Origin of the sequence: Collinsella sp. BG-O-102, assembly GCF_023656745.1 — a bacterium.
Classification (GTDB): Bacteria; Actinomycetota; Coriobacteriia; order Coriobacteriales; family Coriobacteriaceae; genus Collinsella.
Genome location: NZ_JAMOKO010000004.1, coordinates 63,302 through 89,318, shown reverse-complemented (window position 1 = coordinate 89,318; position 26,017 = coordinate 63,302). Strand labels below are relative to the sequence as shown.

The window sequence follows — 26,017 nt, the reverse complement described above, 5'->3', positions numbered from 1 at the left end:
CGCCGCGATAGGAGTCCAAAGAGCATGGCAGACGCAGAGAGCAACCTCGTTCCCTCCGAAGCAGCCGACCAGGTCGAGGTCGCGCTCGAGGCGCAGGCAGCAGCCGATGACGGCATCCTGTACCTCAACGAGTATCAGTACGAAAACGATCTGGTCACCGACTTCGCCCGCCTGGTCGCCTCGCCCAGGCGTCGCGGCTCGCTGTATGTCGCCGCGGCAATTGCCGCGCTGCTCGGTATTGGCATGCTGTTGGCCGGCGGTAACTGGATCAAGTTTGGCGTCGTCCTGATCGTATTCGGCGCCTTTTTGGCCTGGTGGAGCAAAAACCTGCACCACACCCTCGCCCGCGACTTTATCGATGCCGTTGAGGCCGACGAGTCCATGGGTGGCCGCTACCGCCGCGTCGCCGCCAACGAGGACGGTCTGATGGTCTGGGGCACGAGCGGCAAGTCGCAGTTCTTCCCGTTTGAAAAGCTCGACCACGTGCTCGACGGCGAGCGCATCTTTGTGGCCATGTTCGCCGACCAGGGCGTGACGATCCCTAAGGACACCTTTGTCCGCGGCGATGCCGAGCAGTTCGGTCCCTTCCTTAAGGCGCGCATCAACAAAAAGCTCCGCATCGAGACCAAACGCAAGAAGATGAAGGCAGAAAAGGCCGCTGCCGAAGCAAAACAGGGCGACAAGCCCCAGGAGACCAAGGGCAAGCAGCGCAAGCAGAAGAAGAGCAAGAAGAAGCGGTAGGCCGGCCGACACCGAAGGCGCCTCGTCCCGCGCCCGATTCCGGGCCGGGGCGCCTGGAATCGGGCGCGCGTACCGCCAATGGACCCGTTTTGCCTTGCTCTCGAGCTATTTCACTTCAAACCTTAAGAGCCTCCGCTCCGGCAGATCGGTCATCTTCATCGTGTAAGTCCCGGGAAATGCTTTCTCAAAACGGACGGTCTCGTAACCTTCGAAATAGTCGTTGGTGTTCTGCATCATAAATGGGACGAGCAACTCGTTTTCTGCCCCAACCTCCACGGCAAACGCAGCAGAGCCGCCAAGGACCGGCATGGCTTGCGTTATCAGATCGGTATTGACTACAAAATCATAGTTTGGCGCAGACTCCGGGACCAGATGCCAAACATACGCTTTGATTCCACCGTCGATATTATCCCTATTTCTGACACGCATCTTTACGGCGATAACGCACGTGATGTCGGCATCCTTCAGTCTCGTTTTCGTATCCACGGTGCCATATTTTGAATAATCGTCATGTGCTCGTTTGAGATACTCGCGCGGCGTGAGCAACTCTGCCCCGTCTATGCAAAACGAATACCCATCAGTCACCACATCCTTCGACCCCAGAAACGCTCCATCCATCGAGAGCCATTCGCCCTCCGCGTAATATTTCTCAGGAATGACCGTCCGGTTCCCGTTAACGACGCTCACCCTCATGCCCGCAAGGCCGGCAGCAGCACAGCAAAAAAGCGCGAGCGCCGATCTTCTCGTCCACAGGGTCTTCTTCATCGCGCTCACGACCTTTCCCGAACTTTCACAACGGCACCGTCGCGCATGCAGTAAACCCGATCGGCCAGTTCCTCGAGCACCTCTCCGTCATGGCTGGACAGAAGGACCTCGCGACCCGTTGATGCCGCCATCGCCACAACGCGCTTGAGCATTTCAACGCCCGCTTCGTCGAGGGCATTCGTTGGCTCATCGAGAACAAGCAGCTTCGGCTTCTCCATAATTGCCGCAGCTATCCCCAGACGCTGCTTCATCCCAAGCGAGTATGCTCGGAACTTCTTTTTTTCGTCTGCATCGAGCCCCACGAGCCGCAGGGCAGAGCGAATGTCCTCGGGGGTGGCAACGCCCTTGATCTGAGCGATGAGCTTCAGATTGTCGTAGCCAGACAGATATCCCAAAAAGGAAGGCGCCTCGATCAACATCCCCAGACTCGGCGGGAACGAGATGTCCGCCCCAAGCCTTTGGCCATCGATAGAGATTTCGCCTTCGGTAGGCTTGATCAACCCGCAAACCGCTCGCATGAGCATGGTCTTACCCGAACCGTTTATCCCCTGAAGCCCGACCACAGTCCCAGGGTCAACCTCGATGGACACGTTGCGCAGGACATCGTTTTTACCCATGCGCTTCGATACGCCCCTTACGATCACACTCATATCTTGTCCCCCTTTTCTATAAGGTCGGCCCTTCGAAACCACAGTCCACCCAACGATAGGCATAACGACATAAGCCCAATTGATGACAAGACACTCGAGCCCGCCGCGATTCCCTCTTTGACAATTCCACCCCAGCGCAACAGCATCAAGGCGTTACCCAATAGCGCCCAATGTCGTGCATATGCCGAGCAGATCAGGTAGCTCATTAAAACCACAAACGAGACTGACGACCCAAGCACAAACCCAACCGCTGCCTGCGCAAACGCAAGCGCCTCAAAAGCAAATAAGAGACCTATGAAAAACGGCAGCGCATCTGCCTCGGCAGCTTTGAGAAACCACGGCGCCAAATTAGCCAGTTGAAGCGACTCACCATGAATGACCGCGCTGAACGAGGAGCTCACCACCAAGCTCCAAATCACAACAGAGCAAACCACCACGAGCAGTGAAAATGCCGTTACTGCCGCCACCAAGATAAAACGCGAGACCCACCAAAGGGTTCTTGCCCGGCATCGAACAAGCGCTTGCAAACCAAACCCGTGCAACGATTCGGTCGGATAGTCGAGTGTTGTATAGAGAATAAGCAGAATGAGAAATAGCCATCCTAGCGGAGGCACAAACATGACCCCGGGCCTAGGCTCAAACGGAGCAGATCCGGCAAACACGAGCGCAAGATTATCCGCAAACCCCAAGGTATCCGTTCTAACCCCATACACAGAAGACAATCCGTAGGCGTACACCAAGTTCGCAACGGTCACTGCCGCAATTGCAATAAAAGTAAGGATGTTCTTCTTCAAAACGGTCCTCAGGTCCGCGGCGACCAGCCTAAACAGCATCAGACCACCTCGCGTCTTTTCCACGCCCCAGAAAAAGCCAACGAAGCAAGGGTCAATAATATGATTTCCGCAAAACCGGCTCGAATGTCTGGCCAGTTATTCAGCGATTCCGACCTGATGCTGTTGAGGATATTGCAGTTAAACCCCACACAAGCCATTACGCCGAAGATCCAGCCATTTGCAAAATGCCACGCAACCATTAGCAGATACGGGACAATTATCGCTTTGATTCTGCTACGAAACAAAATTGAGAAGCCAGTTACAGCCATGGATAAAGTCCCGAGCGTGACAGCATCGAACAGCGTGTATGCGAGCACATATGACAAAGGATGCGAATAAAATAGACCGGAGAAGTAGCTATGCAGGTAAAGTCCTACGTAAGTCGACTCATCGACCCGAGGAAGATACGCAGGAAAAAGCATCGAGACGATCAGGAAATTGACGAGCAGAGGAATGGCAGTCACTGTAAACGCGGAGAGGAAAGCAGACAGCATCTTTACGTTCACGTACGCCTTTCTGGAAACGCGCGTGCATATCTGCATGTCATAACCACTCAAACGCTCAAAGAGACACGACCAAGATCCAGCCAACATTGCAAGCAGGGGCAGTGCATAGAAAAACACCGACGCAGACAGTGGCGCGTTCGCGCTCACAACAATCCAGTTACCGAAGCTGCTTTCACGTGTTTGACCGAGATAATTTTCGGCTTGCACGCCAACGCCGTAACCAAAAGAAAGAAGGTTGTGGCGCTCTTTTTCCAAATTTGCCCACGGCTCCAGCGCGGCAGCTATTGCAACTGCGACCGCAATCAAGAGAGCAAGGATAAAAGCTGGACGTCTAATCGTTTTCGACAGTTCGTATCTTGCGAGCTTTTGGTTCATACGTCCTCCTCCCCCTTCCGACCCAGAAAGCCGGAAGGGAGCCATTTCAAACAACTATGCGGGAAGCTTGTGGAAATGCCCGACGCAGTCGGGGCTCCATACGCCAATAACAGTGCCGTAGCCAGACTCCGCCCATGCAGTCAGTCGCGCCGCAGATCGCCCGTTCTCACGGACGAGGTTATACATTTCCCACTGTCCCTTGTGATTCGAACGATACGTTCCCTGAGTACAATTCATGCTGCCGCTACCGCTTGTGTTATACGCACCGTCTGTATATAACCGAAGCGGATTTCCCGTATGGCCCTGGATATCCAGATAGAGCGATGAGGAATCATCCTTTTGACGGTAGCCAGTTGCACTCGTCCCGGCACATTGAAAACTAAATGCCTTATCGGCATTGTTCGTACAGGTCGTAATTCCCGTATCGGCGTTTTGAGTAATGCTGGAAACCTGAGAGGTGTCAAACTCCTCTTGTGCAAACGATGCAGCGGGAACCCCTAGGGACAGACCAGCTGCAATCACCAAGCCGACTCCGATTCGAGCAATAGCGCTCCTTGGCTTAATCATGGCCTTCTCCAATCAAAAGCGGTTAACAATGCGTCGACGCACGGCAACCTTCGCATGAATAGAGAAAGATGTCTGTAAACACCCGCTATTGAGTTGATTGCTCAGGCGTTTACACGTTATTTACCTGCGATAACAATAAAATTAGCTCCGCCTTATTCTTGATCTTCAACTGGCGGTAAGATGCAGACCGCAGCGCTTGCACCGTAGATGCAGCGTAACCGACATCCTCCGCAATGGCCTTTGTCGTTGCCCCCTCTGCCGTCATCAGCAAAATTTGCGACTGAACATCAGAAAGGGAGCGCGACGTAAGCAGGGCCAGCTGGCGCACGCGGGCCGTTTCGGTGGACCCGTTCGCCCGGTACTCCAAGACGGCCTTCTCGTCCTCAACCGAGCGGGCGAGCGCGATGTGCGTAACGAACATGGGCACAGACCAGCAAACAATCACCGTTGCCACGACGACATTGACAGCCGAACTTTGCCCCAACAACGACGCGAGGAACAACGGCTCGAAAACCGTCAGATCCTGCACCATATTGAGCAAGACAGCCCAAACAGGAGCCGTCGCCCCGAAGCAAAGCATCCATATCCCAAGCATTTTGCGCTGCGGACAGCTTCGCATCACTATATATGTGAGCAGCACCCCCGTCAGCACCGCAAGTCCATGGATTCGCCCCCTAGCGACCGCATAGATTAAGGCAACCATGCCCATTGACACCAACGGCACGATAGCCCGAGCATGGGCATGCACCTTAAACGGACGCAGCCCAACAGCGAGCGAAGCCGTAGACGCCACGCCGCAAAACAGGACCGGCACAGCCATCAACGGAACGCGTATGCACATCAATGCCGCGATATAGATAAAAGACCATTCCACAGCAGATAGCACCGCCCATACGTACGGGCTTCCGAGCCAAATCGCTTCACCCGCTCTATCCAGCGCAGCGCCACGATTCGCTTTTCCACCCGCGTAGCGTAGCGACAGAAGCAGTCCGAGACCCAATGCGTAGCTTAAGAGGGAAAAGGCGACAGCCCGCGAAACACCGGACCCCCAATCGCTATCCGCCATTACCAAGGGCCCCGCCGCAAGGAGGATAAAGAATAATGTGAGCAGGTATCGAAACAGCCGGCGCGTTCGAGCTGATGCCACTATATCGTCAGCATGCCGCTGCGGTAGCTCATGCCCTACAGTATCGCCCTCACCCGCAAACAGCGCCACGAGCTCGCGTGAGCCCGCAACCGACGCCTTCCCGTATGCTCGGTGAAGCGTTGTTCTCACCGTCGATGGCTTCGTATCCGTCTCCTTGGCAATTTCCGCCGGCGTTTTCCCTTTGAGCAGCAGTCGAACAAACTGCTCTTCTCTAGGCGACAGGGCAGGGGAAAACACCCCCGCATCGAATGTGTCGGACGCACAGGCGATATCCGAATTGTTGTCCCGTTTCCCCCTTAGCAACATGCATACGAAGGCAGCAGCGATAACGGACCCCATCGCCAGCAATGCAATGACCACGGCATCGCTTGCGAAGTATGCCGCCTCAACAGCCGGAATAAGACCAATAGGAACTGCTACGAGCACAGAACAGGCAAACACGTCGCGCCGCCCATGGCCAAAGGCACGAGGGCGGCAAAACGGCGGGGCCACAGTCAATGCGAGATAGACCAACGGAATAAAAAGCGCAAGGCCAATTGACGCGGCCGTTACAGGGGGCATCCCCCATGGCTCGGGAACGACTCTCCATGAAACTCGACAGCAAAACAGCAGGCAAGACATGACGGCTATTGTTTCTGTAAAAATCGCGTCCTGCGGGTGACGAGTTTCCCTTTCGTCAGTCCGTGTCGACCTCTGCGTCAAAGGAGAGTCCGCCGTGCCCCAAATAACATATGAGAGAAGCAGCGACCCAACAAAGCACGAGACACACGAAACGCCATGTAACAACCAAATCGGTGCAAACACGATTGGAATAGAGTCTCCGCGAGCATAGAAAGCCAGGTCGGCCCATTCGGGAACCGTTGCAATAACACCAAGGAAAACACCGATGGCACCGAGATGCCTCGGCCTTCTCATTCCCCCCTTGCATAGCGCAGCACCATGAACAAACGCCGCGAGGCATGCGCCCAGGATAACGAGCCAGGTCATTGCACCTGACGCTAGGCCGATTGAAGATGAAAACCGGTGATAAGGGGTGACCGCCATTACGACAAGCGCAATGGCGCAGGCAAATGTAGCAGAACGGCGGGAAAAGAGCATACGGCCTCCATAGCGTGTCATTATATCGCTCGAGCCGCTCGTTTATCTCTGTTCTCACACCAGCCAGCATCAATGATTCAGGCGAACTCCAATCCGCGCCAGATCACGGTCCGGCTTTTGTTCGCAGTCCCCACATCAAAGCGGGATGCGGTTTCCTTTTGGACGCCGGTTCGGAAAGCGCATCCCGTTCCAGGGCAATATTCTGGGATGCAGTTTCCGCAGCACCCCCCATTCGGAAAGCATGTCCCAGTATTTGGCCGAAAACTGGGATGCGCTTTCCGGATGAGCCGAGACAGAGGCCAAGTCGAGCCCAGGAGACCGCCTCGAGCAGGCCGCCTCGCTCCCGTTATCCTCGCCATCCACCCAAGCGTGCTACACTGGCAGCAACTATGCCACCGCGAACGGCCCGGCCACGCGCCTGCCGCTCGCAAACGAACTTTAAACGCACGAGGGTTGGCCATGCCGCTTTTCTCGCAACATACCGCCCGGTTCTCGCCGGACGCTCCCTTGGAGGGCACCAGCTCTCGCGAGCTGCTCAAGCGGTACCAGCCGCTCGAGACGCTTGCGACCGGCGGTTTTGGCTCCATCGAGATCTGCCGCGATACGCACCTGCGCCGCCGCGTCGCCATTAAGCGCATCCCCCTCACGGACGGCGCCGGCATGCCCGCCAGCGACATCATGGATGTGCTGCGCGAGGCCCACACCGCCGCCATGCTGCAACATCCCAATATCGTGCAGGTTATCGACTTTACGCACGACACCGCCTATGCCTACCTGGTCATGGAGTATGTCGACGGCATGTCGCTTGCCGAGTTTTTGCACCGCGTGGACGGCCATTCGCTCACGTTTGACGAGGCCGCAGCCATTGCCGATGCCCTGGGCCAGGCGCTCACCTTCGCCCACAGTAATGGCGTACTCCACCTGGACATTAAGCCCGCCAACGTGCTCATCGACCACTCGGGCAATGTAAAGCTCACCGACTTTGGCATGGCGCGGCTGTCGTCCGCCGGTGGCTTTGGCGGCTCACGCGGCGGCACCATCGGCTACATGCCGCCCGAGCAGCTCGATATCGAGACCGGCACGGTCGACGAGCGCGCCGATGTCTTTGCCCTCGCCTGTGTGATCTACGAGGGCCTGTGCGGCAGCGCTCCTTTTATGGCGGCCACGCCCGCCGACTCGCTCGGCCGCATCATCGGCGGCGCCACCTATCCCAGCGAGCTGATACCACACTTTCCCCCGGGAGCCGAGGCCGCGCTCATGAGCGCGCTCTCCCCCATGCCGCAGGACCGCCCCAACAGCATCGAGGCATTTTGCGACCAGCTCCTTGCCGGTCTGGGCAGCGTGCGCGAAGGCCGTCGCAGCCTGGAGCAAATGGTTGGCGAACTTTCGGATGACGAGCAGGAGCTCGACGATATCGAGCCGTCGCACTACGAGGACGACACCATCGAAGTCGACCCCGCACTCGGCTGGGCAGGCACGCGCTGGAGCCATGCGCGCGACTACGCCATGCACGCTATCTCGGCGCTAACGTGCGGCGCCTTTAGCTTTTTGCTGATGCAGACGGCCGGCGTCGCGGCGCTTCCCGGCCTGGTCATTGCGGCTATCGCGATCGGAGCGGCGGCCGGCCTGGCCCCCCAGATTGGCTCGGCCATCTCGGCTGTGGGCTTTTTGGTGCTCATGGCAAACGCCACCATGCAGGCACAGGGCGTCCTGTCGATGTTGCCCGTCGCGGTGATCTTTGCCGCCGCCATGTCCGGTTGGTGGATCGCCTGGGGTCGCACCGAGGCTGCCGCGAGCGCCGCACTCACCTGTGCACTCGCGCTTGGCTGTCTGACCGGCAATACCTTCCTGGCAGCTGGGGTCACCGCCGGCGTCGCGTCATTTTGGCTCGGCCCGGCAAGCGCCGCCGCGGCAACGGGCATGGGCGCACTTTTTGCCCGTCTGGCCACGGTCGCGCTTTCAGCCGGAGGCGTGCTGGGGCTCGGTAACGTTGCCGCAGCGCTGGGAGACCCACTCCTTTGGGCTGCCTTTGTGCTGGTAGCGGCAACTGCCGCGGCGTCATCTGCGCTGCTCAACGCCCATGCCAAGCGTGCCGATCAGGGCTCAAACCTTGCCGTAATCGCCGCCATCGCTGTCGCCGGCATCGGCTGCGCAGCGGCGTCCTGTCTTGCACACCATATGGAAATTGCCAGCCTTGCAGCCGCGGTCGTCGCCAAGGCGGCGGTTGCGGGAACCCTATCCTCTATAATCGTTGGGATATGCCTATATTTGCTCGGATACCAAAGAACCTATACGGAGAGTGATCTTTCGTGAACTTCCTGAACATCTTCGAGGACCACGTGGCCGGCATCTTCGGTGCCACCCGTGCCCCGTTCTCCTTTAAGAAGCTTGCCAAGCAGGCCGCTCGCGACATGGAGGATCAGACTCTGGTGATCAACGGCGTCAACACGGCGCCGGCACTCTATACCATCCTGATCGCCGCCGACGACGATCCCATGCTCGCCCCGTTCTACCCCGAGCTTTCGCGCGAGGTCCGCGAGTTTGTGAAGGCGCAGGCCGAAAAGCGCCGCTATGTCTTTGTCGGCGAGCCCCTCGTGCGCTTTATGATCGATCCGCAGCTGCGCGCCGGCAAGTTCTCGGTCTTTGCCGAGAACGTCGATGCCCCCACGCTCGGCCGCCTGTACGAAGAAGAGCGCGCCTATCAAAACGGTCTGGGCCAAAACAACTCCGCGGCAAGCCGTGCCGCCAGCGCCCCGCGCGCCGGCCAGCAGCAGTTTGCTGCCCCGCAGCAGCAGCGCCCCGCCGCCATGCCCCAGCAGCAGCCGACGCCTCGCGCCGCCGCTCCCGACCCGCTTGCCGTGGCAGACCCCTTCGCGCCTAGCGTCCCCGACCCCGCCGCAGCACCCATCCCGGTGCCGCAGACCGTCTCGCGCGACGCGCTTGCCGGCATGGGCGGAGCCGCCGCGACCGGTGCCGCCGTGGGCCTAGGCGCCGCAGCCGGCATCGCCTCCAACATGGCGAGCACTCGCGCCCCGCAGCGCCCGCTCGCCCAGCTCGTCGACGTCGTGAGCGGCGAGAGCCATAGCATCACCTCCGCACAGGTGACTATCGGTCGCGAGCGCTCGGTTTCCGATATTGCCCTGCGCGACCCCAACGTGTCGCGCCGCCACGCCCAGCTCACCTTTACGGGCTCGGATTGGTCGATCGAGGACCTCAATTCCACCAACGGCACGCTCGTCAACAACCGCCGCATTACGCGCTGCCCGCTGCGCAACGGCGATCTGCTGACGTTTGGCCTGAGCACCTTTGAATTTAGGGGATAGTCTCTTATGAACATCGATATCGTCCTTTTTGCAGGCCGCATCGTCCTGGTCGCCCTGCTCTATATCTTCCTGTTCGCCGTCATGAAGACCGGCGTGGGACTTGTGCGCGGACAGCGCCGCGACTCGGCTATCTGGACGATCGATGTGGACAAGGGTCCGCGCGGTATCCGCGGCATCCACGTAGACATGCTCGGCCCCGTCATCGTCGGTCGCTCGCCATCTTCGGACATCTGCATCAACGAACCGTTCGTCTCGGCCTCGCATGCGCGCTTTTCGCTGCAGGGCCCGGCGCTCATCATCGAAGACCTCAACTCGCTTAACGGCACGCTCGTCAACGGCCGCCAGCTTGTGGAGCCCGCAACGCTGCGCGAGGGCGACGAAGTCCAGATTGGCGACGTGGTCATGAAGGTGAACCGTCGATGATCGACGAGGAGAACAAGTCCGCGACTATGACCGAGGCACCGGCTGCCGCCACAGCTGCGCCGGCCCACGCCGCTCCGGCGGGCTCCGCACCCGTGGAACCCGAGGACACCGTGTTCTCCCTGCCTCTTTCGCATGTAACGCATGATATTTCGGATCTCGCCGATAACGAGGACGAAGAGGATACCGTAGCGGCGCCCATCGGCGCACATGCCGCGGAACAGCCCACAGCGCCCGAAGCAACCCCGGCGCCAGCTCACTTTGCAGAGCCTGTCGCCGCGGCAATCAACGAGAGCGCTGCGGTGTTTGCGGCACCCGAGCCCGCCGCGCCGGCGTTTCCCATAGCCCCGGCATCCGAGGTTGCGCCCGTGTCTACGCCGGCGCCCGAGCCTATAGACGTCAGCCCGCAAGACGACGAGTCGACCGCCCGCGTGTCCGAGGAGCCCGACTCCCCGGACACCGGCGATTCCGAATCAAACGCCGAGACCGACACCGTCTCTCCCGGTGACACAGCCGAGATCGACGTAGCCGCCGTTGAAGCCAAGCTCAAAGACCCCGGCTCGACCATGAGCTTTGAGCCCCTGACCGAGGAGCGCATCGAGACCGACTCGACCTATGATGCCGGCACCACCACGCAACTCATGTGGGGTGCCCGCTCCGACGTTGGCTGTGTGCGCCCGCACAATGAGGATTCCTACCTGGTGCAGTCGCCGCTCTTTTGCGTATGCGACGGCATGGGCGGTCACGCCGCCGGCGAGGTAGCCTCTTCCATCGCCGTCGAGACTATTGCCAAGACGGCCCCGCAGTCCGCCGACGCAGCACGCCTGGCGGCAGCCGTCGAGGCAGCTAACGCCGCCGTAATCGAGGCGGCCCTGAACGGCCTAGGCAAGCCCGGCATGGGCTGCACAGCCACTTGCGCCTATATCGAAAACGACACGCTCGCCATCGCCCACGTGGGCGACTCTCGCGCCTACCTGCTCCACGAGGGCACGCTCATCCGCGTGACCCGCGACCACTCCTACGTGGAGGAGCTCGTGGACGCCGGCGAGATCACGGCAGACGAGGCTCGCGTCCACCCCAACCGTTCGGTCATCACCCGTGCGCTGGGCTCAGACCCCGCCATGTATGCCGACCACTTCACTCTGCATATCGAGGAAGGCGACCGCCTGATACTGTGCTCTGACGGCCTTTCGAGCATGATTCCCGATAGCGATATCGAGAACATCGCCACGCAGTCCTCAACCGCGCAAATCTGCGTTGACAACCTAGTGGACGCGGCGCTTGCCGCCGGCGGCCACGACAACGTGACCGTAGTAGTCGTTGACCTGGTTGACGATGGCGTTATGCGCGAGGCGCAACGCGTGCGTCGCCGCAACGTCACCATCGGCGTCGTCTTAGGTCTCGTCTTGGTGCTGGCGGCTGCCATCTGGGCCTACACGGGTGTCACCGGCTCGTACTACCTGGGTACCTACCAGGGCAATGTCGCCGTCTGGCGCGGCCTTCCCGGCAAGCCGCTCGGACTCAAGCTTCACTGGCTCGAAAGCGAAACCAGTATCAAGCTGTCCGACCTGCCCGAAGACACGCAAAACCGCCTCAAGGCGGGTATTCCGCAAACAAGTGTTGACGATGCGCAGGACACGATATCCAAGTACCGCCACCAGATCGACGAGGAGCAGACCCGCCAGGTGATTGACGCGCAGACGATTCGCGACAACACCAATCAGGGATCGACCTCCGAATCAGATTCCGAGAAAACCGCCGAACAGTCCGCCGAGGCCGAAGCCTCCGATAAGAATTAGAAAGGGAGTGCCGCTTATGAGTCGCCGCAACACCGAGCTGCTCTTGCTCATCGCCTCGGCGTTCCCCGTCATCCTGCTGTATGCGATGTACGTGCTCACCGCGGGCGCCGCCATCTCCTTTGAGACGCTCGCCGTGCCGATCGGCCTCTTTGCCGCCTTCGCCGCGGCACATATCGCCGTGCGCATCTTGGCGCCCGGCGCCGACCCCGCCATCCTACCCATCGTATTTATACTTTCGGGCATCGGCATCACGTTCGTGACACGCCTCGCCCCCGCTCTCGCCATCTCACAGCTCATCATCCTGTTTGTCTCGGTGGCCCTGATGGTGGGAACGCTCGCACTGGTCAAAAACCTCGACGTGGTCATGCGCTACAAGTACACCTTTGGCATCATCGGCATCATCCTGCTGATGCTGCCTATCTTTATCGGCACCACGATCTCGGGCTCCAAGCTGTGGATTCGCATCGCGGGCTTTACCATCCAGCCTGGCGAGTTCGCCAAGGTCTTTATCGTGCTGTTCCTGGCCGGGTACCTGGCCGAAAACCGCGAGCTGCTCTCCATCTCCAACCGCAAGATCTTGGGCTTTAAGATCCCTCGCCTGCGACTGCTGCTGCCGCTGTTTGCCGTGTGGGGTGTGTGCCTGCTCGTCGTCGTCTTCGAACGCGACCTGGGTTCGGCCGTGCTGTTCTACACTATCTTCTTGCTGATGCTCTACGTTGCCACGGGGCGCTTTTCGTATGTCGTTATCGGCCTTGCGCTCTTGGCCGTCGGCGCCGTGGGCGCCTACAAGTTCCTGTCGCACGTTCAGGTGCGCTTCCAAGTTTGGGTCGATCCGTTTAAGGACGCCCAGGGCCAGGGCTACCAGATCGTCCAGTCGCTCTTCTCGCTTGCCGATGGCGGTCTGGTCGGTGTTGGTATCGGCAACGGCATGGCCAACAACATCCCTGTCGTCGAGTCCGACTTTATCTTCTCGGCCATCGGCGAGGAGATGGGCCTTTTGGGCGGCGGCGCCGTGCTCATCCTGTTTATGCTCTTTGCCGTGCGTGGCCTCACCACGGCTGCCCGCGCTAAATCCGATCTCGCCGCTTTTAGTGCCACGGGCCTTACGGCCGCCATCAGCTTCCAGGCCTTTTTGATCGTGGGCGGCGTTACCCGCCTGATCCCGTTGACCGGCGTCACCCTGCCCTTTATGAGCCAGGGCGGTTCCTCGCTGCTGGCAAGCTTTATCATCGTCGCGCTCCTGCTGCGCGCCGGTGACGAGGCGACCGGACGCGAGGCCGAGCTTACCGGCACCGGCACCATGGCCGCCATCACCGATGATCAGGTCGCATCTGCCGCCGCCCCGACGGGCACGCGCTTTGCCACCTCGTCTTCCTACGGCAGCGGCAGCCATTCCGTCGGCTCGCGCATGCGCCGTCGCCTGCTCGACACGCCTGAATCCGGTGTGCTCGGCCGCGTTGCGCTCGCCAACCGTCTAACCCGTGCGGTGCTCGCCTTTACGGCGCTATTCGCCATCCTTATCGGCAACCTCACCTATGTCCAGGTCATCAAGGCCAAGGACTATCAGGACATGCCGACCAACAACCACACCATCGCCCGCTCCAAGTACATCCAGCGCGGTTCCATCATCACGTCCGACGGCGTGACGCTGGCCGAGTCGCTGCAGCAGGAGGACGGCACCTACGTACGCTCCTACCCCAACGGTAACCTGGCAGCGCACGTGGTTGGCTACGTGAGCCAGCAGTATGGCACCACCGCCATCGAGAGCGTCATGAACGACACGCTCACCGGTTCTAAGGACTACTCCAGCTGGAACAACGCCATCGCGTCGCTCGCGGGCCAGACCCAGCCGGGCAACACCGCCAAGCTCACCATCGACTCGCGCATCCAGACGGCGGCCGAGCAGGCACTCAAGGGCTTTAAGGGCGCTGTAGTGGTCATCGACCCGCGTACCGGCGCGGTGCTCGCATGTGCCAGCTCGCCCACCTACGACAACACCAACATCGACGCCCTACTGCAGGCTGGCGGCGGCGAGGACGGCTCTATGTACAATCGCGCCATGGACGCGCTGTACACGCCGGGCTCCACGTTTAAGGTCGTTACGCTTTCCGCGGCACTCGAGACCGGCACCGCCAGCCTTACCAGCACCTACCAGGCGCCCGGCTCCATGGACATCGGCAACGCACCGGTCACCAACTATGCCAACGAGAGCTACGGCACCATCAGCCTGCAGCAGGCCTTTGCCGTGTCCTCCAACGTCGTCTTTGGCCAGGTGGCAAACGAAGTTGGCGCAAACACGCTCGTGCAGTTTGCCAACGCCTTTGGCTACGGCCAAAAGCTCGGCCAGGACCTGACCTCCGCGGCCTCCATCATGGCAGACCCGTCGCTCATGACCGAGTGGGAGACCGCTTGGGCCGGCGCCGGCCAGCCTGTCGGCATGGACCACACGCCCGGCCCGCAGACCACCGTCATGCAAAGCGCCGTGATTGCCGCCGCCATCGCTAACAGTGGCGTGGTCATGGACCCGTACTTTGTAGCCCAGGTACTCGCCCCGGACGGAACTGTGGTCAAGACCACGCAGTCCCGCTCGCTGGGTCAGGCCGTCAGCTCCGCCACGGCCGACCAGGTCAAGCAGGCCATGCTCGCCGTCGTCCAGTCCGGTACCGGCACCGATGCCCAGGTCCCCGGCGTCAAGGTCGCCGGCAAGACCGGCTCGCCCGAGACCGGCGGCACCAACGTCAACTCGACGTTCGTTGGCTTTGCACCTTACGATTCACCCACGGTCGCCATCTCGGTGGCCTTGGAGGATTACGACAAACACGACGTCAAGGCGGCCAAGATTGCCGGCATCGTCCTGACCGCGGCGCTCGCCGCACAGGGAGCGTGATGCCCATGATTGAATCGGACACCCGAGGCGCGCCGCGGCCGAAGAGTTAGCGGCAACGCGCCACACGGCCCCAGCGGCCACATCGTAGGTACTACACACATCGTTGAGCGAATAGTTATGTTAGGAGCAGGAATGGAACAGAGGGTCCTCGGGGGAAGATACCTCCTCAAGGATAAGGTGGGGACAGGCGGCATGGCGACCGTCTACCGTGCACAGGACCAGGTCCTCGACCGCACGGTTGCCGTCAAGATCATGCTGCCGCAGTATGCTGGCGACGCAACCTTCGCCGCACGCTTTAAGCAGGAGGCCCAGGCAGCAGCCGGTCTCTCCTCCCCCTATATCGTGGGCGTCTACGATTGGGGCAAGGACGGCGACACATATTACATCGTCATGGAGTACCTGCGCGGCACCGACCTTAAGAGCGGCATCAAGAGCCACGGCGCCCTCGACCCCAAGAAGGTCGCCCAGATCGGCTCGCAGATCAGCTCCGCGCTTTCGGTCGCCCACAAGCACGAGATCATCCACCGCGACATCAAGCCGCAGAACATCATGGTGCTGCCCGACGGCAACATCAAGGTGATGGACTTTGGCATCGCGCGCGCCAAGAACAGCCACCTCACGCAAGACAACAACGTGCTGGGAACCGCCCACTACGTCAGTCCCGAGCAGACCCGTGGTCAGGACCTCGGCCCCACCTCGGATATCTACTCGCTGGGCGTCGTGATGTACGAGTGCGCCACCGGCCGCGTGCCCTTTGACGGTGATGACGCCATCTCGGTCGCACTCAAGCAGGTCAACGAGCTGCCTATTCCGCCGAGCCAGATCAACTCCGGTGTCGACGCCGACCTTGAGCGCATCATCCTCAAGTGCATGGAGAAGGACCCGGCAAACCGCTTCCAGACCGCCGACGAGCTGCGTCAGGTGCTCAACAGCTACCTGTCGGGCCGTGCCGTCAACATCTCGGAGCCCACGCGCATCATCGGTGCACCCGGTGAGCTGGGCGCCACCAAGACTCGCGAGCTTTCCGATCAGACGCGCGCCATGGTACGTCCCGTCTCGGGCGTGAGCGGCCAGAATACCGCTCGTGGCTCGGTTTCGGGCTCCACCGGCTCCTACGAGGTCGAAAAGCCCAAATCCAACAAGAACAAGATCATCGCCGCCGTGGTGGCAGCCGTTGCCGTCATCGGTATCGTGGTGGCCTTTGCCACAGGACTCTTTGGCGGCGAGCAGGTCACCGTGCCCGATGTGCTGGGCAAGGACCAGCAGACTGCCGTCGAGCAGATCAAGGAAGCCGGCCTCGAGGTCGGCACCATCGACCAAAGCTACAACGACGATATCGACGAGGGCAAGGTCGCCGAGCAGACGCCCAACGGCAAAACCAAGAAGGCCAAGGGCACCAAGGTGAACCTGGTAATCTCCAAGGGCCCCAAGCCCTCCGAGAAGGTTGAGGTTCCCCGGCTTGTCGGCCTGACCAAGGACCAGGCAGAAGCCGCGCTGGCAAGCGTTGGCCTGAAGGGCAACGCCTCCGAGGAGGCCAACGAGGCCGATGAGGGCCAGGTCTTTGAGCAGGGCACCGAACCCGGTAAGGAAGTCGAGAAGGGCACGACCATCTCGTACAAGGTCTCCAGCGGTCCTGACACCACCTCCGTCCCCGATCTGACCGACATGACCGAGGCCCAGGCGCGCAACGCCCTCGATATGGCAGGCTTTGGCGTCGACGTGAGCTACCAGGAGAACGATTCGGTTACCGAGGGCACCGTGATTAGCTGGAACCCCAGCGGCAAGCAGAAGCCTGGCGCCACGATTACCGTCGTCATTGCCAAGAAGTCCGGCAAAGCCAGCGTTCCGGGCAACCTGTACGGCAAGAGCATCTCCGCCGCCGTTACCGCGCTCAACAACGCCGGGTTCTACAACATCGCATTCTGCGATCAGAACGGTAACCCCGTGAGCGGCAACGAAAACGCCACCGTTACGGGCGTCTCCCCCACTGGCAAGCAGTCCACCGACAGCACGATCACGTTGACGGTTTCGCTTTCTGGCTCCGATTCGGGCGACGATTCCGGCACGACTAACTAGTCGAGGACCCATCACCCGCAGCGGCTAGGGCCGCAAACATATTCGCTCAACGGCGCCCGCTTGCTCCCCCGCAAGCGGGCGCTTTATTTATCGACAGACCATGGCCCCTTAGCAACGCAAAGAGGCCCGCAAAAGCGAGCCTCCCAGGTGACAACAGAATATGTAATGCAGTAATTACTGGCCGCAGAACTTCACCATGATCTCGACCATGGACTCTTGCCTATGGACAAAATGTCCATAGGCAAGGAGATGAAAGAGTAAGGACAACGCCCTCTAAAAGAAGGCCGTATATGAAGATTGCATATCCCTTTTGCCTTCATATACTCAAGAAGCACCCCTCGAAGCGCTCCTGAGAGGCCCCCTTGGATGCAACCCAGGGGATCCAGATTCTGGTAGACATCGGCGCAGCAAAATCCTGCCGCGCAGGCACGAACGGACATCTTGACTCCTAACGCAATGCGGGGCGCCCCAAGACACCCCGCCACGACAAAAAACTAGTTCTCGTAGACCAGCGGGTGGCCCCAACTGCCCTCGATCTTGCAGGTCTCCGCCGCAAAACCGGCAGCGAAGTCCAAGCTCTCGCGAATCGCGGCCTCGCCGCACTCGCCGGCCTTCTTCTTGGAAAGATAGGTGACCAAAAACGCCGTCAGCAGTGAATCTCCGGCCGCCATAGCGTCTTTGAGCTCCTCGGGCGCCACGGGCTTGATGCCCTGCTCGTAGAAGTTTTCGCCGTCATAGGCGACGGAGCCCTTGCTCCCGCGCGATGCGCATACGATTTGAGGGCCAAGGGCCTTCACCCACTCGAGCTTCGCCTTGATATCCTCCAGGGAAGCGTCGCCCATGGACATAAAGGCGTACGTCACAAATGGCGCAATCTGCCCGAAGTACTCGTCGGTGGAGTCATCGGAGAAGTCGAAGCTGATAGGCACGCCGGCAGCCTTGATCTTGGGGAGCTCGCGCTCGGTGAAGCAGTAGTTGCCGCTGTGCACCAAATCGAAGCCGCTGACGTACTCGGCGGCGAAGCGGTCTATCACGTAGCGCATGTCGCCACGTATGCCGCCTTCATTGGAGCCCAGGAAGATACGGTCCCCGGTCTCGTCAACGGTCACGCGAGCGGCGCCGTTGACGCCCAGGACCTGCTGGCAGCGAAGAAGCTCGACGCCCTCGTCCTCGAGCGATGCTATAACGTGCTCGGCCTCCTCATCTGATCCGAAGATTCCCATGTAGGCGCTGCGATCGACGCCGAGCTTCTTGGCGAAGACGGCGAAGTTAACTGCATTGCCGCCGGGATACATGGTCTTGATGTGCTCGTACTTATCGACAACGTTGTCTCCAAAGCCAAGCACGCTTATAGGATAGGCTGCCATGGTTATCTCCATTCAGGTAAACCGCCGTGGTTACGGCGAGCAGACGGGGCGCGAGGGATTCGCACGTCTCAACGCGCCTCGCGCCCCGTTTTAAAATCGCTAGTACTTCTCGATGCCCATGTAACGACGCACGTCCGGGTGATGGTCGAACACCTTGCCGCGAGCGGAGCGCAGCTCACAGTTCATCGCGTAGAACAGGATTGGATCAAGGAACGCGCGAACGCTCGCCGGTACTTGGTCCATGCCGTACTCCATGGCGTCGAGCACCATAAGAGTGTCGGTATGGGTCTCGAGGAATGCGAGGGCGCGCTCATCCATGGCTCGGCACTCACTAGAAGACATCTGCAGGAAGTAGAAGACTCCGGGCTCGGTCACCTCGAAGGGGCCGTGGAAGTACTCGCCGGAGTGGATATAGGCGCAGCTCTGCCACTGCATCTCCATAAGCGAGCAGATAGCGAAGCCATAGGCCTGGCTAAACACGGGACCGGACCCCAAGATATACAGGAACTTGTGGTCCTGGCACAGGGCGGCAAAACGGTCGCAGAGTTCGGCGTTGACCTTCTCGCGAGCTGCAGGCAGGATCTGGTCCATCTTGGCGATGCCTTCGTACATGTCGGCAAGGTCGGCATAACCTTCCTGCTGATCCAGGAGCTCGGAAGCGAGAGCCAAAGAGATGCCGGCGGGCACCTCCGCCTGCGGAACTCCCTCGCCCCACGGATATACCCAGCACGTCCACTCACCGTTATCGATGCCGGAACCCGCGTTGTCCGTCTGCACGATAACGGTCGCGCCCGCCGCCTTGGCGATCGAGCACGCATCGATTACCTCGGGGGTGTTGCCGGAGTGGCTGCAAGCGATGACAAGGGACTTTTCGCCCAGGCGCTTGGGACGCATGATATCGAACTCGCGGGCGGTATACGCCTCGCTGGCAAACGCAGTCGCCTCGCGCTTGAGCAGCTCGTGGGCGGGCAGCAGGTCGATGAGGGAGCCGCCGCAGGCAACCCAGAAGACGCTATCGAAACCGCCCTTTTCAGCGATTGCGTCGGCGATAAGATCATGTGCGTTCATTGTTATTCTTCCTTTCGATACGGCGGACGAATCCGCCAACGTTTACTGCGAGTCTTCTCGTCAAGCGTGTTGACTTCCCCACGCGAATGGGAGCTACGCGCTAGTCGACAAAATACCTCTCGAAGGCGTCCATGTTGTGCCGGTCCGCTGCTGCGGGATCATCGAAATACCTTCCATCGGTGATCTCCTGACCAAGATAGCCCTCGAACCCATGCGCGTTGAGGACGCGTACGAAATCGTCCATACTGTGCTTTCCATCGCCCCAAACCAGATGGCCATATGGGTCGCCATCAATGAAGCGCATGTTCCTTATGGCACCATCGCCAAACTCGGCAAACCACTCTTCAAGGCTCTCGCCGGCGACTCCCATAGCGGTAGTGTCCACCATTGGAGTAAGGTGCGGGCTGGCTACTTGGTCAAGCATGCGCCTGGCGTCCGCGAGTGTAACCACCAAGTTGCTCTCTTCCGGCCTCAGGCTCTCCATGCAGAGGGTCACGCCGTGCTCGCCGGCATAGTCCGCAAGAATCGCCAAGTGCTCGGCAGAGCGCTTCCAAGCCTCCTCGCGGTCCTCGTCCCAATCGCCCCAACCGGAGTTGATGGACATATACGGGGCGCCGAGCACCTCGGCGAGCTCGATGCCGTGCTTAAAGTAAGCGAGGCTCCGCTGCGCGTGGAGGGGCTTTCTGGCAGCGTACTGCCACGGATACACCACGTTCTCCGGACACAGGGAGCTCACGGAGAGTCCGCGGGACTCGATCTTGCGGCGAAGCTCGTCGGCCTCGAAATACCCCGTGTGGTCCAGCGTCACGTGCGGCTCGGCCGCCCAAAGCTCGATGGTTTTGAAGCCAAGGCGCTGCTGAGCATCAAGGAAGTAATCGAGCGACCACATGATGTAGTGAATGTTCATGCCGGCGACCTGCTCGCGACGCAGACGGGGTGTGGAAGCGCTTAAATCCATGCTGGGCACCTCCTACATCGGCAGTAGGCCGGAGATCACAGTCGCGACCAATCCGAACAGAACCATGAAGATAAAGAACTTCCAGATGGTCTTCCACCATTGCCCGAAGGAGATCTTCGCCACGGCAAGACCCGCGACGGTCATGCCCGCAACGGGGCTGATGGTGTTGACGGTCTGGTTCGCGAACTGCAGAGCGGTGACGGCAGCCCCGGGATTGAGGCCCATAAGCTCGGTCAGCGGGCCCATGACGGGCATGGTGAGTGCAGCGAGGCCGGAGCTGGAAGGAACCAGCAGCGAAAGCAGGCCGAGGACGATGTACATGAAGGTGGTATAGATGAAGGACGGAGCGCCCGCAAGGAGTCCGACGAGCCAGTTAAGAATAGAGTCGATGATCATTCCGCCCTCTGCGACGACCAGGATGCCGCGGGCGATGCCGATGATGCAGGCTGCGTAGGCGAAGTCGGCGATTCCGCGGACGAACTCCTCCGCAATGGTCTTCTCGTCCAGGCCGCCGAGTATGCCGGCAAGAAGGCCCATGGCCAGGAACACCATGGAGATCTCGTCCATATACCAGCCCTGGGTAACGAGGCCCCACACGATAACGCCCATGCCGACCGCGAAATCAATGAGGACGAGCTTGTGGCGAAGCGTGAACTCCTCTTCGATAGAGGCATCGGTGACAGAGAACTCGATGCGCTTCTGCTTATCGTCCTCATAGGTGATGGAGGACTTGGGATCGAGCTTGACGCGGCGCGCGTAGCGCATGGCCCAGAAAATGCCCGCGGCGGTGAAGATGACCCACAGGATGGCGCGGAGCCAAAGCTGGGGATTTCCCTCGATGCCGATAACGCCCTGGGCGATCAGCACGTTGAAAGGATCAATAGTGGATGCGCAGTAACCAAGGTTGGGGCCGAGGAAGCAGATGATGAACGCGGTCATGGAGTCATACCCGATGCTCAGCATGATGGGGATGAAGATCGCGTAGAACGGCAGCGCCTCCTCGGACATGCCGAACGTGGTGCCGCAGATCGAGAGCAGGATCATGGAGATGGGGATGATCAAGATGTCCTTGTTCTTCAGCTTCTTGATCACGCGGCTCATGCCGGCGTTTAGGGCGTTGGTCTTGGTGACGATGGCGAACGATCCGCCGATCAGCAGGACGAACGCGACGACATCGGCCGCAGCCTGAATGCCCTTGGCGGGAGCCTGCAGGACGGCATCGATGCCCTGTCGCAGATCGACGGTCTCCCCCGTCTCCGAATCGGTGTAGACCTTGTCGACCTCTTGGTACGTTCCGGCTACGGCGACTTCTCGCTCGCCCGCGGCCGTCTGAATGGTCTGGCGGTCGAACTGACCCGATGGGACGATCCATGTGAGCACCGCGAAGAACACGATCAGCATGAACGCGATGGTGTACACATGGGGAAGCTGGAGATGGAATCTGCGCTTGGGCTTCTCCTGTTTGGCATCCGGCATTCTTAACCTCCTGCCAGAGCAACGATGCTTGCCAAAAATCCTTCACGTATAGGCAAACATCTTAGGTTGTTCTATGTATAACCTGCATGAAGGCGTCGGTCAAGAAACATATTAGGTTGTTCTATAAGTGGTAACTTTTACGCGCTAAACGGACCTGCCGCGGCAATACGAGAACAGCGCTGTGTGAGACAGAGCCGCTAGATATCGAAGCTGTAGCGCGAACCCACGTAGTACTGTCTGCCATAGCAGAAGCGCTCTCCGTTGGAATCGAGAAAGCCCGCGTTCATGAAGAACAGCGGCTCCCCTACTGGGACCTTGAGCTCGCGGGCGGCATCAATTCCCGCACGGGCGATCTCCAGCCTGCAGGGATCGGACGAGCAGGGATACCTACCCGTACGCTCCCCCACGGCCTCGAATATCGAACAATTGGAGAGACCGATATCTTTGAGAAATTCGAATCCATCGACAGGATAGTAGTTGTTCTCGAACAGGACCGGCACGCCGTCTGCGGTACGCACGCGTGAGACCAAGATGAGGTCAGAGCCTTCATCCAAGCCAAAGAAAGAAGCGAGGTCGCGATCGGCGGCAACGGTCTTGCGGGCAACGACGCGAGCGCCCGCCTTCATGCCGTTTTCAGCGCATGCTTGGGTAAAACTCTGAACATCGTCCTTCTGATGCACCTTGCGAATTATCTTTGTCGCGGTCACAAACGTACCACGCCCCTGCCGCTTGGTGAGATACCCCTCGCCCACAAGCTCCTCTATTGCGCGGCGAACCGTGACCCTTCCCACGCCGTACATCTTAGAAAGCTCAAGTTCCGTTGGAATCTGCGAGTCAACGGGATATGTCCCCTGTTCGATATCGCTCTTAAGCAAATCGAGCACCTGTTGATACAGCGGGGCGGAAGAGCCCCCATCCAGATGCGCATCCACAAAAACTCTCCCTTTAAGGCGTTCGCGATCTCAACGACTCCATTCTACCGCACACGGAAAAATGAGGTTAAACACATAGGGGCCCTGCATGTTTGAGCGTATCGGGAATCTGGTCGCTGATTTCGTCCGCATTTGCTTGCGAAAAACCAAAACGCTCCTCGCGCTTGGCGAACACGGTGAGGCCCGCCGCCTTGCACGCAGCGATCGATGATGCTCGTGTGATGTTGGCTTCCTTCCTTTGCTTGCGAGGCGCGTCACTCGTCCTGCTGAGCCGCGGGCCCATCGTTCGGCGTGGCCTGCCTGCGCGGGGCATGCCGGGAATTGATGTAGTCGTATGCGTAGGCGATCTCCGTGACGGGGACCTCCACGTGGTAATGGGCGGAAATGTCAGAGAAGCTCGTGCGGAATGCCTCGACGAAATCGTTGTGTTCATTGGCGAAGCGCTGCTCGTCTGCGTAGTTCTCGATGGGGCTTCTGGTCACGAGGCGCTCCACGAGACAACACAGGTGCACGTAGAGCCCCATGCTCACACGAGCGCCAATCACGTCTCCGGTGAGCTGCTGGAGCCGCTCTGCGGCACTCTCGATTTCGCCGAAGAGCTTGTTGGGGTTAAGGATTGTGATGGACTCGACCACGTTCCTGAGGGTCATGTTCTTGACGAGATTCTGGTGGAACGTGCGCAAGCTGTCCGCGTCGAGCAAGCGTGCGAAGGCGCGGTCTATCTGGGCCGTTCCTTCGCCGGCGATGAGTTCCTCGAGCGAAATGAACGGGACTCCGTCGGCGTGCGGATTGTCCGTGCCGATGACCGAGCGCACGTTGTACTGGGAGAAGGCGGCATCCTCAGATCCGTTATTGGCGAGCTGCCGCCAGTCAACGGCGACAAGCCGCGCGGGGGACTCGCCAGGCAGGCTCTGCGCCACGAGATCGCGGATCCGCGCAGCTGCGTCAAGTCCGCCTTCGGAGCAGAAGACAATCGCGTCCGGTCGGGCGTTGCGCGCCACGATGTGATAATTACAGGTGCAAGCTGCCGCAGCATCGTCGAGAACCTCTCGCACGGAGCGACCCGCGATAAGTCCGGCGCCAACCTCCACCGCAAGGCCGGTAGAGGCGTTGTTTATGATGCCGAGCGTCATGCCGGAGGTGGATTCCAGACTCTTATAAATATCCTGGAGCGATCCCATGTCCACGAGGATGACGACCTCGTCTGCGTAGGAGAAGCGGTCGATGATTTGCTGAAGAGGAACAGCGACGTCCGTAACCTTCTGGTCGTAGGGCATGTCGATGGCCTCGAAGACCCTCGTGTCAAGAATCCGATTGGCGGCGTCGGCGATGCTCGTGGCGGTCGAGTAGCCATGACTGAGGACGATACCGACGCTCCGACGACGCTTAGACGGGTCGAGTGCGAGTGCCGCATGCGCAAGGACGAGCAGACACGTGAGATCGTCGAGTGCGATGCCGAGCGTGGCCTTGAGTTCATCAGCGATGCAGGCGCAGACAGTAACGGCAAAGCGGTTGCGCTGGGCCACGACGCCGCGCATGCCGGAAAGCTCGCTTGCATGGGAGCTCTTCCAACGCGAGAGGCTTGCGGGCGGCCACAGCTGGAGGCAGATGCCCTGGGCGATTAGATGCGAGCTCTTTCGGGACAAATCGATCGAGTAGAGTTCGTTCACGGAAGTGACGACGCTGTCGGCGATCTGCTCGTATGCGTCGGACTTCGAGCGGCCCGGGTTTTGCCCGAACGCCAGGTAGTCCTCGAGGTCGCGGGCTCGCTCCACCAGCTGAGCGCTGCACGCGCCCCCATCAAGCGTGCCTTCGCGATAGCTCTCGTATGGCTCCAGCATGGCGTCGAGTACATGCCGTGCGCGGTCGTCCGCCTGGCTTTGGATGCTCCGGGTGGTGTCGATGAGCTGCATGTCGTTCTCGCTGCGCTCGAGTGCGGAGCCGGCAAGGATTGCGGAGGGAAGCTGGTAGGTGCGAATCTCCAGGCTTTCACCCTTCGTGTCTAGATAGGCCTCGGCGCAACAGTTGGTGATGCAGTCGCGCAGGCCGCGTACGTTCTCCTCGAAGTTGGTGCCGGCGAGGGCTCGGAAGGCTCCGCGACTTATGAGGATGTCGCGTCCTATGCGTCGGCCCTCCTCCTTGAGGAAGTGGAGAGTCAGTTCCTCACGCTCCTCCTGGGTGCGCTCGCGCAGAGACGGCACCTGGGCGGACATGGGGATGCGACGCGTGAGGCTGCGGCACTCGGTACTGTCTGCCTCGTTTGAGGTGGCAAAGATAAGGCGCACAGCAGGGGCTGGCACAATGGCGCCCGCCTGTGCGGAGGCCCACTCCAAGAGCGCGTCCTGGGCAGCGGGTGAGAGGGCGTCGACGTCCTTGAGATAAACGATGCCGCCGCTCGCCCGATCTGCAGGCCCGCCATCTGCGCACAGGTCGTGAGTGAGCGCGCGGGCATCGTCTGCGTAATGCGAGCAGTCGATGCTCACAAGCTTGGCTTCCTGCTGCAGGACGCCGACGTTCTTGCCGTATTCGAGGGCAAGTTCGGCGAGTAGACCCTTGCCGGTTCCCGAGGCGCCACAGAGCAGGATGGGCAGGCCAGCTGGCGGGTACTTGAGCGCGGCGCAGAGCTGGCTGATGCAGGGCGCAAGGCTCAGCTCGTGACCGATTGCGCGGTCGAAGTCGAGTCGCTCGCCGTTTCCGAGCGTGGCGAAGAGCTGCTCGACCGAAGGGTAGGTGCTACGCTCAATGCGAGACTGGAAGAAGCGTTCGAGGGAGCGGCGGTGGAAGTAGCACACCGGTCGTGCCCCTGCTTTCACCACGAGGCCAGCGCGCACGAGCTCGTTGAGATACTGACTTGCCAGGCTGCGCGAGATGGCGAGCGAGTCGGTTATAGATGCCGTGGTGAAGTGGTCGAGACGGTTCTGGATGCGCCCGCCCCGCGTGCTGCCAAGCTCGCGCGTGATGCGATCGAGGTAGGCAAGCAGGTCTTTCTGTGTCTCGGGGATGTTCATGCGGCTGGTCCTCCTTTCGTC

19 protein-coding genes are annotated in these 26,017 nt (G+C 60.2%); 7 read left to right on the top strand and 12 right to left on the bottom strand.

Annotated features, from left to right (window positions below; genetic code table 11):
• Positions 1-24: 24 nt before the first annotated feature.
• On the top strand, positions 25-741 hold the full coding sequence (locus tag NBH09_RS03215) for a hypothetical protein (protein WP_250787032.1): 717 nt from the start codon (positions 25-27) through the stop codon (positions 739-741).
• A 105-nt stretch (positions 742-846) separates the two neighbouring features.
• On the opposite strand, the gene NBH09_RS03210 is transcribed toward NBH09_RS03215, so the two are convergent.
• The 6 genes from NBH09_RS03210 to NBH09_RS03185 all read right to left on the bottom strand — a co-directional run bounded on the left by NBH09_RS03210 (position 847) and on the right by NBH09_RS03185 (position 6,682).
• Positions 847-1,506 (bottom strand): DUF5028 domain-containing protein, encoded by a 660-nt coding sequence (locus tag NBH09_RS03210; protein WP_117584193.1) that lies wholly within the window; start codon positions 1,504-1,506, stop codon positions 847-849.
• Between the two features lie 5 nt (positions 1,507-1,511).
• Complete coding sequence (locus tag NBH09_RS03205; RefSeq protein ID WP_089573263.1) at positions 1,512-2,156, bottom strand: ATP-binding cassette domain-containing protein; 645 nt, start codon at positions 2,154-2,156, stop codon at positions 1,512-1,514.
• On the bottom strand, positions 2,153-2,950 hold the full coding sequence (locus NBH09_RS03200) for a DUF2705 family protein (protein ID WP_147347923.1): 798 nt from the start codon (positions 2,948-2,950) through the stop codon (positions 2,153-2,155). The genes NBH09_RS03205 and NBH09_RS03200 overlap by 4 nt, the downstream gene beginning before the upstream one ends.
• Before the next feature lie 38 nt (positions 2,951-2,988).
• A complete protein-coding gene (locus NBH09_RS03195) occupies positions 2,989-3,870 on the bottom strand; it encodes a hypothetical protein (RefSeq protein ID WP_089573265.1) in 882 nt (293 codons plus the stop codon).
• Between the two features lie 54 nt (positions 3,871-3,924).
• Positions 3,925-4,437 (bottom strand): DUF2712 domain-containing protein, encoded by a 513-nt coding sequence (locus tag NBH09_RS03190; RefSeq protein ID WP_124785772.1) that lies wholly within the window; start codon positions 4,435-4,437, stop codon positions 3,925-3,927.
• 109 nt (positions 4,438-4,546) lie between these two features.
• The gene (locus NBH09_RS03185; RefSeq protein ID WP_250787031.1) at positions 4,547-6,682 is read right to left on the bottom strand and encodes a helix-turn-helix transcriptional regulator; all 2,136 of its coding nucleotides are present in this window, start codon (positions 6,680-6,682) and stop codon (positions 4,547-4,549) included.
• Between the two features lie 459 nt (positions 6,683-7,141).
• Between NBH09_RS03185 and NBH09_RS03180 the strand changes: the two genes are divergently transcribed.
• The 6 genes from NBH09_RS03180 (at position 7,142) to pknB (ending at position 17,187) form a co-directional block, all read left to right on the top strand.
• Positions 7,142-8,995 carry a serine/threonine-protein kinase gene (locus NBH09_RS03180; protein WP_250787030.1) on the top strand — a complete coding sequence of 618 codons (1,854 nt, stop codon included), beginning with the start codon at positions 7,142-7,144 and terminating at the stop codon, positions 8,993-8,995.
• Positions 8,992-10,005, top strand: coding sequence for an FhaA domain-containing protein (locus NBH09_RS03175; RefSeq protein WP_035136732.1), 1,014 nt, complete (start codon positions 8,992-8,994; stop codon positions 10,003-10,005). The genes NBH09_RS03180 and NBH09_RS03175 overlap by 4 nt, the downstream gene beginning before the upstream one ends.
• 6 nt (positions 10,006-10,011) lie before the next feature.
• Positions 10,012-10,428, top strand: coding sequence for an FHA domain-containing protein (locus NBH09_RS03170; RefSeq protein WP_006235180.1), 417 nt, complete (start codon positions 10,012-10,014; stop codon positions 10,426-10,428).
• Positions 10,425-12,224, top strand: coding sequence for a Stp1/IreP family PP2C-type Ser/Thr phosphatase (locus NBH09_RS03165; RefSeq protein ID WP_250787029.1), 1,800 nt, complete (start codon positions 10,425-10,427; stop codon positions 12,222-12,224). Before NBH09_RS03170 ends, NBH09_RS03165 begins: the two co-directional genes overlap by 4 nt.
• Positions 12,225-12,240: 16 nt before the next feature.
• Entirely contained in the window at positions 12,241-15,111 is a 2,871-nt protein-coding gene (locus tag NBH09_RS03160) for an FtsW/RodA/SpoVE family cell cycle protein (RefSeq protein ID WP_250787028.1), read from the top strand.
• Between the two features lie 132 nt (positions 15,112-15,243).
• Entirely contained in the window at positions 15,244-17,187 is a 1,944-nt protein-coding gene (gene pknB, locus NBH09_RS03155; protein ID WP_250787027.1) for a Stk1 family PASTA domain-containing Ser/Thr kinase, read from the top strand.
• A gap of 494 nt (positions 17,188-17,681) precedes the next feature.
• Here pknB and NBH09_RS03150 read toward each other — a convergent pair whose 3' ends face one another.
• The 6 genes from NBH09_RS03150 to NBH09_RS03125 all read right to left on the bottom strand — a co-directional run bounded on the left by NBH09_RS03150 (position 17,682) and on the right by NBH09_RS03125 (position 25,996).
• On the bottom strand, positions 17,682-18,554 hold the full coding sequence (locus tag NBH09_RS03150) for a PfkB family carbohydrate kinase (protein WP_118080257.1): 873 nt from the start codon (positions 18,552-18,554) through the stop codon (positions 17,682-17,684).
• 99 nt (positions 18,555-18,653) lie between these two features.
• Complete coding sequence (locus NBH09_RS03145; protein WP_250787026.1) at positions 18,654-19,622, bottom strand: SIS domain-containing protein; 969 nt, start codon at positions 19,620-19,622, stop codon at positions 18,654-18,656.
• A 100-nt stretch (positions 19,623-19,722) separates the two neighbouring features.
• Complete coding sequence (locus NBH09_RS03140) at positions 19,723-20,580, bottom strand: sugar phosphate isomerase/epimerase family protein (protein ID WP_118080253.1); 858 nt, start codon at positions 20,578-20,580, stop codon at positions 19,723-19,725.
• Between the two features lie 12 nt (positions 20,581-20,592).
• On the bottom strand, positions 20,593-22,056 hold the full coding sequence (locus tag NBH09_RS03135; protein WP_118080251.1) for a YfcC family protein: 1,464 nt from the start codon (positions 22,054-22,056) through the stop codon (positions 20,593-20,595).
• 197 nt (positions 22,057-22,253) lie between these two features.
• The gene (locus NBH09_RS03130) at positions 22,254-22,988 is read right to left on the bottom strand and encodes a GntR family transcriptional regulator (RefSeq protein WP_118080248.1); all 735 of its coding nucleotides are present in this window, start codon (positions 22,986-22,988) and stop codon (positions 22,254-22,256) included.
• Positions 22,989-23,242: 254 nt separating this feature from the next.
• Positions 23,243-25,996 carry a PTS sugar transporter subunit IIA domain-containing protein gene (locus tag NBH09_RS03125; RefSeq protein WP_158567254.1) on the bottom strand — a complete coding sequence of 918 codons (2,754 nt, stop codon included), beginning with the start codon at positions 25,994-25,996 and terminating at the stop codon, positions 23,243-23,245.
• Positions 25,997-26,017 lie beyond the last annotated feature (21 nt).